This window comes from Spirosoma endbachense (assembly GCF_010233585.1).
GTDB classification, from domain to species: Bacteria; Bacteroidota; Bacteroidia; order Cytophagales; family Spirosomataceae; genus Spirosoma; species Spirosoma endbachense.
On record NZ_CP045997.1, the window covers coordinates 8,663,870 to 8,678,264 of the forward strand.

Consider the following 14,395-nt stretch of genomic DNA (forward strand, 5'->3'; position numbering starts at 1 on the left):
GATTCTTATTTCGTAGTCAACGAGTTAATAGGGACGTTGGCGTCGGTTTCTACTGTTTTGCGGGCGTGCGAGGTGTCGGTGTTCAGCAATCGAATATCTTTCGAACGATCGCCAGCGATGTGCATGAGCAGGTCTGGATTGCCTGAATACTGGATTTTATCGAACGTCAGATTCCGGCTGTTCTGAATCTGCATAACGGTTTTTGCACTCGTAATCAGCGAGACGTTTTTCAGACGAATATTGTCGGCTTCGATGCAAACTAAGCCTTTCCGGGCTTGTATAACGGCATTTTCGATCAGGATATCCTTAACGGCCATTTCGGGTAAACCACGAACCAGAATGGCCGTTTCGGCTCCCTTACACATGACATTACGCACCTGAAAGGACCGGAACTGCGGTGTAGCATCCGAAAGGGGTTGGGCCGGAATAGCGGGTAATTCATTCGATTCTCCCTGTTGCGGAACCGGATCTTTGGCGGCATAATACATATCAAACAGAATGGCCTCGCCAGCAATATCGGTCATATCGATGCCATCGATAAAAATATTTTCGACGACACCACCACGACCACGGGCGGTTTTGAAACGAAGTCCCACATCGGTACCCATGAAGGTACAATTCGACACATACAGATTTCGCACACCACCCGACATTTCGCTGCCGATGACAAATCCACCATGTGCGTGATATACCCGGCAATTACGAACAAGTATGTTCTCCGTTGGAACGCCCCGTTTGCGGCCCTGCTCGTCGCGACCGGATTTGATGCAGATACCATCATCACCCACATCGAACGTGCAATTTTCGACCAGACCATTGCGGCACGATTCAAGATCCAGACCATCGCCGTTCTGTGCGTACCACGGATTTTTCACATTGAGATTACGTAAGGTAATGTGCTCACACAAAAGCGGGTGCAGGCACCAGGCCGGAGAATTCTGAAAGGTGACACCCTCCAGCAGAATCCGCTTACAGCGTGTCAGACTCAGCATGTTCGGCCGTAGAAAATCTTTAATATCCAGGTAGTCGCCGGGCGCTCCATCTTTTTTTATCGTTGCAGTAGCCCCCTTTAGCGACTGCGCCGACGGATACCAGGAATCCTGTTTATCGTTTAGCACACCACCCGATGCAACGAGTTTTTTCCACTGATCGGCGGTGAGCTTGCTTTTCTTCACCATTCGCCAGACCTCCCCGGCTCCATCCAGAATACCGCTACCGGTTATGGCTATGTTTTCCAGATCGGTACCAGAAATGGGAGCCTGATTTCGGACGGCATCCTCCCCTTCCCAGGTTGTTTTAACCAGTGGGTAGGCATCCCGTTGATTGGTGAATTGTAGCAAGGCTCCGCTGGCGACGTGTAGATTCACGTTACTTTTCAGGGCAATCGGGCCAGTCAGCCACAGCCCGTGCGGAACAAGTACCACGCCCCCTCCACCCCGATTGCATTGCTCGATGGCTTTGTTAAGAATAGCCGTATTGAGTGTCAATCCATCAGCAACAGCGCCCAGCTTGCTGATGTTAATGGTATCTTTTCGGAAAGTCGGGGTAATAACTGGCGGCAAATCGTAGCGAAAAGCAGCATTCAACGAAACCAGCGGGTTCGTGTTGGGCCCATCTGTGAGATGAACTCCTGCGTCTGGTCGAAAAGCCGCAGCAACCCCCAGAAGGGCTAATCCAGTGAGTATTTTCATGATGTCTTTTTCAGGGTCAGTGCAATACGAATTGGTGACGTCAAGTCATGTTGGCGACTTCCAATCCGGCAATTTCTCCCTAAAGTGACAGCAAATGCAGTACTCTTTCAAGAATGCCTTTACCTTTTTTTACGCAAACGTTCCCGGCAACGTTGTCATCACGCCCGGTTGACTACGATTCTCCGGTCAAAATGAGAAAAGCTGATTGTTACCAGAACAATCAGCTTTTCTCATCAGGGTTTTTCCTGGTCGATTTTCAAGGTCTCATTTCACCCCAAAAGCGGCCATTTATCGGCTTGCTATCAGGCCTTTATTTTGTTACAAATTTCCCTTTTTCATTTCTTTCACGGCATGATCAGCGGCACGTGCGGTGATAGCCATAAAGGTCAGCGATGGGTTTTGTGTAGAGGTCGATGTCATGCAGGCCCCATCCGTAACAAACACGTTTTTGCAGGTGTGAAACTGATTCCACTTGTTGAGCAGCGACGTTTTAGGGTCTTTCCCCATCCGGACACCGCCCATTTCGTGAATGTCGAGTCCGGGTGCTTTATCGGGTTTGTCGTGGGTCTGGATGTTCATAAAGCCTGCCACCGTTAGCATTTCGGTCATTTGCTCGTGAAAGTCCTTGATCATCTTTTCGTCATTATCGTCGTAAGCGACCGAAATCCGTAACTGTGGAATACCCCAGGCATCTGTCAGAGCGGGATCAAGCGTCACGTAATTGGTTTCTTTCGGAATGGTTTCGCCCATCATGTGCGAGCCTACGCGCCAGTTGCCGTATTTGGTTTCCATCAAGCTCGTTTTCAGGCTTTCACCCATGCCAGCGGTGTCGACATTCATTACACGATTTGCCCCAAATCCGGCAGCATAACCCCGCAGAAAGTCGGTTTCCTGTTTGAAAACGTTCCGGAAACGTGGGATGTAGCTGCTGTTGGGCCGAATTCCCTCTGTAATGGAGTCAGTAAACCCTTCGTGTTCTGCCGAAATGGTTGTCCGGAAGTTGTGAAATGCTACATATTTCCCCAGCAATCCATTGTCGTTTCCTAATCCGTTCGGGAAACGCGTCGATTTGGAATTCAATAAGATCAGGTTGGAATTCAGACAGGCCGCATTGACAAAAATGATCTTTGCATAATAGTCTTTCGTTTCTTTCGTATGCGCATCGATAACCCGAACACCGGTAGCCTTATTCTTTTTCTCATCGAAAATAATCGAATGCACTACCGAATCGGTTCTTAGCGTCATCTTTCCTGTTTTTGCGGCCCAGGGTAGCGTTGATGAGTTGCTGCTGAAATAACCGCCGTATGGGCACCCGCGCTGGCACAGGGATCGATTCTGACATTGCCCCCGCCCCTGCTGTAGATGAATGGGTTGCGGCTTTGTCAGGTGAGCACATCGGCCAATAATAACGGGCCGGGTATTGTTATAATGTTTTGCCATCTGCTCACTAAAATGCTTTTCAACACAGGCCATTTCGTGAGGGGGTAAAAATTCGCCGTCGGGCAGTTGAGGCAGCCCATCTTTGTTGCCCGAAATACCAGCAAACCGCTCTACATAACTATACCAGGGGGCAATATCGGCGTAGCGGATAGGCCAGTCAACGGCAAAACCATCGCGGGCGGGACCGTCGAAATCGTAATCCGACCAGCGCTGTGTTCCCCGTGCCCACATCAGGGACTTTCCGCCAACCTGGTAGCCCCGAATCCAGTCGAACGGTTTGTCCTGAACGTAGGGATGCTCGGCATCTTTCACGAAAAAATGAGCGGCATCCTCCCGAAACGCATAGCATCGGCTGGCAATTGGATTGGCATCCGTAATTGCCTTCGGCATTTGGCCCAGGTGCGCGAACTCCCAGGGCTGCATCATGGTGGTTGGATAATCGGTAACGTGTTTTACGTCACGGCCGCGCTCCAGTACGAGTGTACGCAGACCTTTGCCCGTTAATTCTTTGGCCGCCCAGCCACCGCTAATTCCCGATCCAACAACAATGGCATCGAATGTGCGCTCTTTGACGGAATCTATATTGAGAAAAGACATGATTCTTTGTTAGAAATGATTTAGAAATAAACTCACTTGTCAAACCCGTAGGGGCAACTATTTTATTACAGACACACAGCCATGATAAAATCCCGGCGCCATGTTGTATTTCAACTGATTAACCATGAAATACTCTGAATTTCTATAGCCCTGAATCGTGAGGTTCTTAATCATTTCAACGAACTGTTTGGCCGCCGGGTCCGATGCGTTTGCCATTTGAGTTAAAACCTCAAGCCGTTGTGGTGTATCGCAGGCAGTGAATGCCTTCGTGTAAGCTTGCTGAGCCGTCTGATCGACCAGCACCAGCCCTTGTTTGAGCGCAGTCTGGGCCGGTTCTCCATAACAATCCTGAATCATGCGCATCGCAAATTGGTGCACTTTAAGCGATTTAGCGCCTGGCGTGTTCGTTTCCGGAATGATCGTTTCTACGAGTTCGCCGAGTAAATCTTCATCACTGACGGGCAAAAAAGAAACGGACCCAATCGACTCCGGTGTCCAGTTTGAGGCCCAGGCAGGAAGGCTCATCAGCCCTCCAAATGCCACGGCTACCTGTTTTATGGCAGAACGTCGTTGCATACTTGCGGTTAGAGTTAAGTACATTTAGTTGTTAGTAGATTCTGAACAGCATGCGTTATTTTCGTACGTACAAATGGTGTAGATTAGCTCCTTAACATTTATTCGTTTGATAGCATACGCCCCATCAGACAAAATAAGGTCAACAATAACTAAAAATAAATCAAAATAAGAAAAAGCACTGGCTAATAAATTCTAATTATCAAGCCAGTAAATTCATAAGAAATGGATTTTATATAAACTTTTTTCAGGGCACGACCTAAAAATATAATCTCCTAAATAACAATAGTTTAACTAGACATAAGCCGTAATTAATTTAGTATTTTCGTCTAAATTTACTATTGTCATAAAAGACATATTTTCAATTGAATAACCTTTCGGAACAAGCAATCCACCAATTTTGTAGCTATAACGAATACATACCTGCCTATCATTATGGCGAAAAATAATAAAGCTGTACAAAAAGGCCCTGATGTTATTTTAATCGGTGCCGGTATCATGAGTGCAACATTGGGCGTGTTGCTGAAAGAATTACAGCCCGATATAACCATCGAAATTTACGAGCGGCTCGATAGCGCAGCCGCCGAAAGTTCCGATGCCTGGAACAATGCGGGCACGGGCCATTCGGCCTTTTGCGAATTGAACTATACGCCCGAAAACGAAGACGGTATGGTCGAATCGGCCAAAGCGGTTAAGATTGCCGAATCGTTTGAACAGTCGAAGCAGTTCTGGGCCTACCTCGTTCAGAACGGGTTTCTTAGCGATGCGCCCAACTTCATTCGCTCTATCCCTCACATGAGTTTTGTTTGGGGGAACGACAATGTGAACTATCTGCGTAAACGCTACGACGCACTCCAGAAAAATTATCTCTTCCACGGCATGCAATACTCCGAAGATCGGTCGCAACTGGCCGACTGGATGCCGCTTGTCATGGAAGATCGCGACCCGGAACAGCCGGTTGCGGCTACGCGCATGGAAATCGGCACAGATGTAAACTTCGGTGCACTGACGCGGGCTATGTTTCGGCGTCTGTATGACATGCCTGGGGTTCGCCTTTACTTTGCCCACGAGGTTCGCGACCTGTGGCGTTCCAAATCGCTTGGCGGATGGAAAATACGGGTAGAAAATGTAACGACCAATCAGGTTCGCGACGTACAGACCCAGTTTATATTCATCGGTGCCGGGGGCGGCTCTCTACGGCTGCTCGAAAAATCAGATATTCCCGAAAGTCGCGGATTTGGCGGCTTCCCGGTAAGTGGTCAGTGGTTGAAATGCGTCAACCCTGAGGTTATCTCCAGACATCAGGCCAAAGTCTACGGAAAAGCTTCCGTTGGTGCTCCTCCCATGTCGGTCCCCCACCTGGACACGCGCATGATTGAAGGCAACCAGGAGCTTCTATTTGGCCCCTATGCGGGCTTTTCGACCAAGTTCCTCAAAAGTGGCTCCTACATGGATTTACCAAAATCCATTCAATTGAGCAACATGGCCCCCATGCTGATGGCGGGTATGCACAACATCCCGCTGACGAAATACCTGATTCAACAGGTGTTACAATCGCCCGAGGATCGACTGGCGGCATTGCGGGAATACTATCCGGATGCTAAAATGGAGGACTGGGAATTAGAGATTGCTGGTCAACGCGTGCAGGTGATCAAGAAAGACGAACACGAAGGTGGTGTACTCGAATTTGGTACCGAAGTAGTCAGTGCCGCCGATGGTAGTATTGCCGCTTTGCTGGGTGCCTCACCCGGCGCATCGACTGCCGTTTCGATCATGCTCGACCTGTTGAAACGCTGCTTCCCGGAACAACTGGCAACCGAAACCTGGCAACAAAGACTGAAAGAAATGATTCCGAGCTACGGTCAGGTGCTGGCCAATAATCCGGAACTGGGCATTGCGCTTCGGAAGCATACAAGCGAAGTGCTGGGTCTGGGGGTGTATGAGTATACCCCAACAGAAAATTAATCAATAAATTCAGTATTCGTTAAACAGGATTGGGTTGTGAGGGTGAAGCGGTGCCTTGGTTTAGAACCGTGGCACGCTTCTCGCCCGCAACCCAATCCTGTTTTTGGCGCACAGCTAACAGTCACTAACCCGACAATTGCTCTGCAACATACCGTTTATATACTTTGCCCACACGCAGCTCTTTTGCTCCAATCCAGAAAGCATCTGGCTCACTTCTGTCTACCTGGGTTATATGGACAATACACGACCGACTAATCCGAATAAATTGTCGCTTAGGTAATCGTTCTTCAGCTTCTTTCAGAGTCAGGCGTGTAACATAGGTTTTCGCTTTCGTAATGACTTTCAAATAGTTTTCCAGACTTTCTATATACTGAATATCCGTGTATGGAATGGCTTCCCGAACACCATCGACCATACAGGAAAAATGCCCTGATTCATCAGATGCGGGCATTGCAGGCATTATAAGTAACTCTTCCGTTTTAGCATGTATGCGCAGATAGCGATAGGTGACAAAAACGCCCAGACCCGTGATGGTGTATACCCAAAAATTGACCAGATAAGGAAGCGAACGGGAGATACTAAACTCAGTGCGAAGGACAAAATTCATGTTGAACGAACCGAGTACCATTAACAGAAAAAACCAGCCGAAGTAAAGCATTTTTTTATCCTGCAAAAACAGCCGCTCGAACAGAATCCGATTGTGAAAAACAATCCAGCCATAGAGCAGCAACAGATACAAATAAGGGGATACTTTAGAAAATCCAGGTCGCCCTTCTATTGCATAAAAGTCGGTAAGATAATGAGCAGCCAGTAATGCTGCCAACCCCAGGAAGTTGCGAACGACGAAATGATCCAGAAGTCGGGTACGTTTCATATGGGCAAATTACGACGCAGAATTAGTACAGTCATCAACTACGTGACAAACGGCCTTCGTCACAGACAACAGCAGTTGGTCACGTAAGTCTTGCATTGGCGATTTAAGCCCTCCAATTTTGACCATACTCCGATCATCACTAAAGCCGTTCGGGTAGCCATCTCTTATGCAACTGCTTCACAACCTTAACATCACCATACACGTAATATTCGGTACGATTGGCTTACTCATTGGCCTGTTAGCTCTCTTCTACCGAAATCGCTCTCAACGGCACATTCGTTACGGCCTATACTTCCTCTATACCCTAACTATCGTTGTAGGAACCGCTTTCATTGGCATCCTCTGTTTCCGCTCCAACCCCTTTCTGCTGTTGTTAACATTATTGGGAGGGTACGTCGGTTATTCTGGCTTCCGGACTATTCGGCTTCGAGAACAGCCAGCCTCCACTATTGATCTGCTGATTTCAATAGGTGTGTTAATAACAGGCGGGATCTATCTAGGATCAATGGAACTGGCGGGTGGTAACTGGTCACCATCGGTAGTTTATCCAACCTTATCGGCATTGGTTCTGGTTGCTGGCTACGACCTGATAAAACGCTTATGGCTGTTCGACAAGCTAAAAACATGGTGGCTATACGAACATATTTATAAAATGATATCGGCCTATAGCGCCATACTTTCTGCATTTTCAGGAACGGTATTTCCTCAATACAAACCCTGTAGCCAGATTTTACCCTCAGCCCTTTGCGTCAGTGCAATTATTTATTTCATCTGGCAGCAGGCAAAAAACAGAAAAAGTGTGTCTAGTCACAGCAAGGGTTTAGGCATGTCTGAGCCAAAGCAAAGCTATAGTTCTTAACATGTCAGTAGCGTTTGATTTCTCTTGTAAGGCCCTTATTCGTAAAGAAAAGTAATTGCCATAATTGCCATTTTTATTAGAAAGTTTAGCAAGTAGCGTAGCGAGATTTTGTCAGTACGATTTTGCAGGACAGCCGATTGACCATTCTGAATTGGCAGTAGGATAACATTGAGCTATATTAGGTAAGTTACGTCTAAATCATTGGCACTATAAAGCATAGATTACAGAATTAAATGATGTAATTTTATCAAGTATTTTTAGTAGCTTATAACCCACAAACAGTTATAGGCACTAAAAGCACGTTTGCCATATACGCAAACGAAAATTCGTTAAAGCATTTAATTTTGTATATGTACCAGGTTGTACAAACTAAAAAATGGAAAAAAGAGCGTTCACCAAAACGCATTTTAGTAATTCGCTTGCAGGCAACTGGTGACGTTATAATAACACTTCCTTTTGTACAGCTCCTAAAAAATGAGCACCCAACTAGTCAAATTGATTTTCTGACTCGAGAAACGCAAGTAAGTATTATTGAAAATTTAGTTGCCGTTACGAATGTAATATCATTTACAAACAGCCATAAACGATGGAAGCAGCTGTTAGCATTGATCATAATTTTGCCCAGATTACTTGTAAATAGATATGATGTAGTACTAGACTTGCAGGTAAACCGTTATTCCAGAATTATCCGACAGTTATTATTCCCAACGGCCTTCAGCGAATTTGAAAAGTATACGCCGTTACCAGCAGTCGAAAGAAATTGGAAAGCTGTTGAGAGGAGTGGCTTAGTGAAGAATTTCGCACATCCAATCTTATCATTTATTAATAATAATACGGGTGGTATAATTTTAAAAGAAAACGGGTGGAATCAACCGAAAGATTTAATTATTTTGAATCCAGCAGGTGCATTTAAAAGTAGAAACTGGCCATTAGCGTATTACGTATCTTTCGCTAGAATTTGGATAAGAAAATACCCAGATTCTCAATTTTTAATATTGGGAATAAATCGAATAGAGCTAAAGGCGAGTTCATTGAAAAAAGAATTAGGAGACAAGATGATCAACCTGGTCTCAAAAACATCGCTACCTGAAGCGTTTGAAATAATTGAAAAATCAACGCTTGTTATATCAGAAGATTCAGGTTTAATGCATATTGCCTGGGCTTTAAAGATACCAACGATAGCCTTGATTGGTTCTACTGATAAAAATAGAAGTTCACAACCAGGGAAGCATCTTGTTACTCTAAATTCTGACGATTTACCTTGTGGTAATTGTATGAAATCTGATTGTATATTTGGAGAGATTCCAAGCTGCTTAAGTCGATACTCGCCGGAGATGATTCTAGATCTAAGCGAGAAATTATTAAAGAGGCAATGAACAAAAAAAGAATTGCAATTATTATTTATGGTGGGGTCGGTGTAGGAATCGGCCTGGAAGGAGTTGTTTGCTTAGTCAAACTATGCGAACAGCTTTCTAATGAATTTGATTTAACTGTTTTTTCGTTAGTTAAGGTTGACAGTAGTTATCAACCAATTGGTTATCAACTGATTGGAACACCATATAATGATCAAAAAGGTATTGTCTGGCGATTTTTATATGTTGGTAAAAGGCTAATTCAATTGCATTTTAAGAAAAAGTATTCGCTGATACATGCTTTCTGGGCGTATCCGGCTGGTCTTTTAGCATTATTTCTTGGAAAAATATTGAGATTAAAAACAATAATTACGTTCATGGGTGGGGAAGTGGCCAATATACCTTCAATAGGATATGGACTATATCAATCTAAATTTAAAAAATTAATTGTCCAGCTTATTGCTAAAAAAGTCGATGTTGTCGTTTCTTTGACGCAACATCACGCGCAAAAGTTAAATGAAAATATATCTTTCAAGCGAATGGAAGTTATCTCATTCGGCGTAAATTTAAGTAAATTTCCAGCTTTAGATAAGCAGCTAGTACCTCCTTATCGATTTCTCTATTTAGGTAATATTAATAAAGTAAAGGACTTGCCTGTACTAATTAAGACGTTTCAACTTATTAATGAAAATGTAGAAGCGAGTTTAGATATTGTCGGTCTAGATACATTGAATGGTGAGATTCAACGAATAGTTAATCAACTAAACCTAACCAATAAAATTCATGTTCATGGTTATTACCCTAACAATCAACTGAGTTTCTTTTTAAGTAAATCCCATATACTATTGCATACATCCCGCTGGGAATCGCAGGCAGTAGTTGTTAATGAGGCATTGGCCGCTGGTGTAGTCGTGTGTGGAACTAAAGTCGGACTAATTGATGATCTAGCTAATAAAATAACCATCGCAGCGCCAGTAGGTGATGCAGATTTACTATCGAAACAAATACTTGATTTATTAGAAAATAGACAAAAATATGAAGAGCTTAAGGCTAATGGTATTGCCTGGAGTGCTAAACATGGATTGCAAATTCAATCTCAAAAATATAATAATTTGTATAATAGTTTATTGAATAGTTGATTAATTAGGAGAAACATCATAGCGGTTTTTCTATTACTATCCATTTAAAGGGACTTGCAGGCATTCCTAGAACTCTATCCCATAAAGATGGTTTACTTTTCTTGATAATGGGGAAATATGGGAGCAAATCCTGATATGTGTGATGGAAATAATAATTGGCCATATCAGGATAGCCAATTAATTGATAATATTCCAGGCTTCTGTTCTTGGCATTGACAACTTCGCCTATCTCATAAAAAGGGCTATCTAAGATATGAATTTCACCAGTTGGTTTTAAGAGTTTAAAAAGGTTATTAAAAAGTTGTCTAATAGAATGAAAATATTGAATAGAAGAATTTAAAACAATCTTATCGAAACATTCGGTCCGAAATAATTCTGTAAAAATATCACCATAGCAGAAAAGTAAATTTGAATTTCCAAAATTTTTCTGAGCCTGTTGTAATTCCGGCATATTAAGATCTAAGCCTAGTACATCAATTTTAGGAATTGAAGCCAATTTCGCAGAAAACCACCCATTCCCGCAACCCAAATCCAAGATTGTTAATGGTTTTTTTTCGGCAGCTACTGAAACACAAAAGCTATTAGCCGTTTGCTTACGCAAGCTCCATTCTCTGAAATGGGGAAAATCTATTGGTACATTGGGTAGATCTTTTACAATTTCATCGCTCAATAGACGATTCTCTTTCGCTCTTACCGCCAGATAGGGTAGCTCATGCGTATATTCAGGCTTATAGCCTGAAAGCAGAAAAACTCCCTCAGCAGTAATCTTATGATCTAGATTTTGTATAATTTCTAAGAGTTTATTCATACCATTGTGGCTCCTTCTTGTTCAGGCTGACGGTATTTAAGCCAAAATCGCTGGAGAAGCTTAAGCTCATAAGGAAAATAAAAAAAATTGGTATTATACCTTGCCTTCGATAATAAAGAAACCATTTTTCGTTGTAAGTTACTCAACTTTATATCTTGTACGGTAGGATAGCGTGCATTCAATACCACTTCAAAATCTCGAATTTTATCAATCATCTTTGAAGTGAGCCAGGGCGTTAGTGGATTTTTACGCAAATCAAAACCTTTCCATTCTTGAGCCAACCAATCTTCCAGTTTTTCTGGAAACTGGAAGCCAGTTGCTTTAACTTTCTCATATAATTCACTACCCTCAGTAAGCACGGGACTATAGACATAGATGATAATCTCAGTCAATGGATTAGCTTTCTTAACTTGTTTTATAAATTCGATATCTTCGTTAATCATCGCCATCACCTGATCAGGTGTTTCAGCGGGAAAGCCTAATACGAATGAATATTCAGGGATTATATTAAATTGGCCAAGCCTTTCGGCAAAACTAATCATCTGAGCCGCATTTTGGGTTCCGCCTTTATCAATTGCTTTAAGCATTTCCTCATTGCCAGTTTCAGCGCCTAAAAAGATCATTCTGCATCCGGCCTTACTCATATAAGCCAACGTCTCATCTGAGAACTTATCCAGGGTATCAATACGAGCCTCACCCCACCATGTAATATTTTCGGTTTCGATCAATTTGCAGAAAGCTATTATTCTTCTTTCCGACACAAAAAAATTATTATCACAAAATTCAACCGAATCAATTCCGTACTTATCTTTTAAATATTTAACATTCTGATATAGTCTCTCAGCCGATTCTCCCTTCCATCGAGCTTCAAATATTGGTACAATACCACAGAAAGAGCACGTAAATGGGCAGCCAAAACTACTATGGTATAACGTGGTTTTTTTCCCTAAATATGTTCGCCCAAAATAAGATCGTATAGGGTAAAACTTATCAAGTTCATGATATGGAAGCGTCTGTAACGAATCCATATCGATCGATGTGATTTTGCGCGTTTTAATGGCTTTATCATTTTCTTTAAAAATTAAGTTATTTATTGTACGTAAATCAAGTGATTTCTCCAAAGTATCCAGTAAAGCTGGAAATGCTAAATCGCCTATTCCATTGACAATGTAGTCTATATATCCCGACTCCATGCAAACCTGATATTGGTTGGATGCGAAATATCCACCCCAAATAGTAATTATATGAGGATATTCTAATTTAATTTTTTTAGTAAATGGAATAGCTTGCCGCAATTGCGGGCCAGGCATAACAGTACATCCAAAATATTTAAATTCTCCTGTATCTAAGAGCGTTTTTATTTTCTTCCAGGGATCATCTTCGCGGTTTCCGTCAATTATAACAAACTCATGTTTACCATAGATCGACGCTGCAACTTGCAGGATCGAAAGCGGAATCCTGGCCTTATATTTAGTTACAAGCGGGTTAAAGAGAATGATTTTATGTTTGGTTTCCATACTAGCCAGGCTGTTTCAAATTTAAAGAGTCATTTGTTGCTCGTGTTTAACGCTAATCTCGTTCATAAGTCAAAACGGATAGTTTGAACAAAAAATACCATTCACCCTTGTCTTTCTTTTCCAATATTTTCTGCCATGAATATCCGCCTTTAATAGCCAATTGATTAATTCTGCCGATGTCACAATCTTCAGAAAGAACCATAATTGCACAACCATCGCTTTCCAAGAAATTCGTCATTTGGCTAAATAACTTACTGAAATACTCAAAGTTTCTACCACAAAACCAAGCCTTTTCAGTATCATTTTTCGGATCTTTAGGATAATAAGGTGGGTTTATTAGGATCAGATCAAATTTTCTATTAGCCATATTTTCAAATAAATCGGAATGGATAACTTCTATTAATGCACTATTTAAATGTGCATTTTTCTTAACAGTATCACAAGCCAATTTACTGATATCCGAAGCAGTAGTCAAAGCACTACATCTTGCCATGCTGATTGAAAGTAATCCAGATCCAGCCCCCAATTCCAGCGTTTTTAAGTTTTTTATTGATTGTCTCTCAATAAAGCCAAGTAGTATCTTAGTGCTTGAAAATAAAGTAGGATGGAATACTCCGCTTGGGATCACTAAGCGAAGACCATTAATTTTTATTTTTCGTTCTTTCGATAAATAATATTTAGTCACTGGAATTAATACCCAATTACCTAAATTTTTATATATTTTTCTCAGGTAAATCATATTATCATGTCTATTAATTTTTAATATATAATCAAAACTCTTTCTTTCTAAAGGTGATGATATAGTAATCACCCATATACTTAAAGGGAAAAATACCGCGATATTTGTCTTCTAGAAATTTTAAGGTTTTCCATAATTTAGAATACGCATTTGGAAAGGTTTCCATGTAGGAGGGCGGGACGATTGTACAAATTCCTTCAATGCTGAGCAAGTCAAAATTATTTTTTAAATTCTTTATTACAAAAGATGGTCGATAATACCAACACAAAAAATGGACGCCTTCTATATGTGCCTTTGCTCCTTTCTTCGCAAACAATCGGCGAAAAGCAACTTTAAAGTTTCCTCTCAGAACTTGTAAAAACTCCCATAAACAGAAGGGAGGCATTATAACTAATGTAACAATTCCATTTGGCTTTAATAAAGGGGCAAACGATGCCAGTACTTTATCGAGCTGATTGGTACAATTTAATCCTCCAAAGTTTGAAAATATTGCATCAAAAGGACCTTTAGTAGTCAAGCTAGCCAATTCTAAAAATGAAATTTGCTCATGAGTAATTGATTTGATTAAGTGTAAAGCGGAAACTTTTTGTTTTAACTGGCGTAACATCCCTTCTGAAATATCAGTAGCATGGACTAAATAGCCTTTTCGGGCAAAATGAATGGAATCTTGTCCAGTACCAGCGTTTAGTTCTAAAATTTTGTATCCAGATTTTATATGTCTTTCAAAATGCGAACGAGTAGCTTCTCGTTTATAAGTAACAATTACATTGTTAGCGTATGTCTCATCAAAAGAGGCAGATTGTTTGTCAAACGCCATTTTAGCTTCTTGATTTACCATTGC

Annotated in this window: 12 protein-coding genes; 4 read left to right on the forward strand and 8 right to left on the reverse strand. The window is 42.1% G+C overall.

The window, feature by feature from the left end; all coding sequences use genetic code 11:
* Window positions 1-5 precede the first annotated feature (5 nt).
* The 3 genes from GJR95_RS35090 to GJR95_RS35100 all read right to left on the reverse strand — a co-directional run bounded on the left by GJR95_RS35090 (window position 6) and on the right by GJR95_RS35100 (window position 4,304).
* Entirely contained in the window at window positions 6-1,691 is a 1,686-nt protein-coding gene (locus tag GJR95_RS35090; protein WP_162390290.1) for a glycoside hydrolase family 28 protein, read from the reverse strand.
* A gap of 318 nt (window positions 1,692-2,009) precedes the next feature.
* Window positions 2,010-3,728, reverse strand: a complete 1,719-nt coding sequence (locus tag GJR95_RS35095; protein WP_162390291.1) for a GMC oxidoreductase — start codon at window positions 3,726-3,728, stop codon at window positions 2,010-2,012.
* A gap of 57 nt (window positions 3,729-3,785) precedes the next feature.
* Window positions 3,786-4,304, reverse strand: coding sequence for a gluconate 2-dehydrogenase subunit 3 family protein (locus GJR95_RS35100; RefSeq protein ID WP_162390292.1), 519 nt, complete (start codon window positions 4,302-4,304; stop codon window positions 3,786-3,788).
* A gap of 420 nt (window positions 4,305-4,724) precedes the next feature.
* On the opposite strand from GJR95_RS35100, the gene GJR95_RS35105 reads away from it, so the two are divergent.
* Window positions 4,725-6,266: a malate:quinone oxidoreductase gene (locus GJR95_RS35105; RefSeq protein WP_262889823.1), complete on the forward strand. Its 1,542-nt coding sequence runs from the start codon at window positions 4,725-4,727 to the stop codon at window positions 6,264-6,266.
* 124 nt (window positions 6,267-6,390) lie between these two features.
* Here the strand turns inward: GJR95_RS35105 and GJR95_RS35110 are convergent, their stop codons facing one another.
* Window positions 6,391-7,140, reverse strand: a complete 750-nt coding sequence (locus tag GJR95_RS35110; protein WP_162390294.1) for a LytR/AlgR family response regulator transcription factor — start codon at window positions 7,138-7,140, stop codon at window positions 6,391-6,393.
* 166 nt (window positions 7,141-7,306) lie between these two features.
* On the opposite strand from GJR95_RS35110, the gene GJR95_RS35115 reads away from it, so the two are divergent.
* The 3 genes from GJR95_RS35115 to GJR95_RS35125 all read left to right on the forward strand — a co-directional run bounded on the left by GJR95_RS35115 (window position 7,307) and on the right by GJR95_RS35125 (window position 10,490).
* Window positions 7,307-7,999 carry a hypothetical protein gene (locus tag GJR95_RS35115; protein ID WP_198424768.1) on the forward strand — a complete coding sequence of 231 codons (693 nt, stop codon included), beginning with the start codon at window positions 7,307-7,309 and terminating at the stop codon, window positions 7,997-7,999.
* A 350-nt stretch (window positions 8,000-8,349) separates the two neighbouring features.
* The gene (locus tag GJR95_RS35120; RefSeq protein ID WP_162390295.1) at window positions 8,350-9,375 is read left to right on the forward strand and encodes a glycosyltransferase family 9 protein; all 1,026 of its coding nucleotides are present in this window, start codon (window positions 8,350-8,352) and stop codon (window positions 9,373-9,375) included.
* Complete coding sequence (locus GJR95_RS35125) at window positions 9,372-10,490, forward strand: glycosyltransferase family 4 protein (RefSeq protein WP_162390296.1); 1,119 nt, start codon at window positions 9,372-9,374, stop codon at window positions 10,488-10,490. Before GJR95_RS35120 ends, GJR95_RS35125 begins: the two co-directional genes overlap by 4 nt.
* Before the next feature lie 16 nt (window positions 10,491-10,506).
* Here GJR95_RS35125 and GJR95_RS35130 read toward each other — a convergent pair whose 3' ends face one another.
* From GJR95_RS35130 to GJR95_RS35145, 4 genes are read right to left on the reverse strand one after another with little or no spacing between them, the layout of a single operon-like run.
* Window positions 10,507-11,298, reverse strand: a complete 792-nt coding sequence (locus GJR95_RS35130) for a class I SAM-dependent methyltransferase (protein WP_162390297.1) — start codon at window positions 11,296-11,298, stop codon at window positions 10,507-10,509.
* Entirely contained in the window at window positions 11,295-12,815 is a 1,521-nt protein-coding gene (locus GJR95_RS35135) for a B12-binding domain-containing radical SAM protein (protein WP_162390298.1), read from the reverse strand. The genes GJR95_RS35130 and GJR95_RS35135 overlap by 4 nt, the downstream gene beginning before the upstream one ends.
* Window positions 12,816-12,867: 52 nt before the next feature.
* Window positions 12,868-13,554, reverse strand: coding sequence for a methyltransferase (locus GJR95_RS35140; RefSeq protein WP_162390299.1), 687 nt, complete (start codon window positions 13,552-13,554; stop codon window positions 12,868-12,870).
* Window positions 13,555-13,585: 31 nt separating this feature from the next.
* Window positions 13,586-14,392, reverse strand: a complete 807-nt coding sequence (locus GJR95_RS35145; RefSeq protein ID WP_162390300.1) for a class I SAM-dependent methyltransferase — start codon at window positions 14,390-14,392, stop codon at window positions 13,586-13,588.
* Between the last annotated feature and the right edge of the window lie 3 nt (window positions 14,393-14,395).

Coding starts and splice junctions, on each gene's coding strand:
- GJR95_RS35090 (WP_162390290.1), bottom strand. CDS start 1,691: ATGAAAATACTCACTGGATTAGCCCTTCTGGGGGTTGCTGCGGCTTTT.
- GJR95_RS35095 (WP_162390291.1), bottom strand. CDS start 3,728: ATGTCTTTTCTCAATATAGATTCCGTCAAAGAGCGCACATTCGATGCC.
- GJR95_RS35100 (WP_162390292.1), bottom strand. CDS start 4,304: ATGCAACGACGTTCTGCCATAAAACAGGTAGCCGTGGCATTTGGAGGG.
- GJR95_RS35110 (WP_162390294.1), bottom strand. CDS start 7,140: ATGAAACGTACCCGACTTCTGGATCATTTCGTCGTTCGCAACTTCCTG.
- GJR95_RS35115 (WP_198424768.1), top strand. CDS start 7,307: ATGCAACTGCTTCACAACCTTAACATCACCATACACGTAATATTCGGT.
- GJR95_RS35120 (WP_162390295.1), top strand. CDS start 8,350: ATGTACCAGGTTGTACAAACTAAAAAATGGAAAAAAGAGCGTTCACCA.
- GJR95_RS35125 (WP_162390296.1), top strand. CDS start 9,372: ATGAACAAAAAAAGAATTGCAATTATTATTTATGGTGGGGTCGGTGTA.
- GJR95_RS35130 (WP_162390297.1), bottom strand. CDS start 11,298: ATGAATAAACTCTTAGAAATTATACAAAATCTAGATCATAAGATTACT.
- GJR95_RS35135 (WP_162390298.1), bottom strand. CDS start 12,815: ATGGAAACCAAACATAAAATCATTCTCTTTAACCCGCTTGTAACTAAA.
- GJR95_RS35140 (WP_162390299.1), bottom strand. CDS start 13,554: ATGATTTACCTGAGAAAAATATATAAAAATTTAGGTAATTGGGTATTA.
- GJR95_RS35145 (WP_162390300.1), bottom strand. CDS start 14,392: ATGGTAAATCAAGAAGCTAAAATGGCGTTTGACAAACAATCTGCCTCT.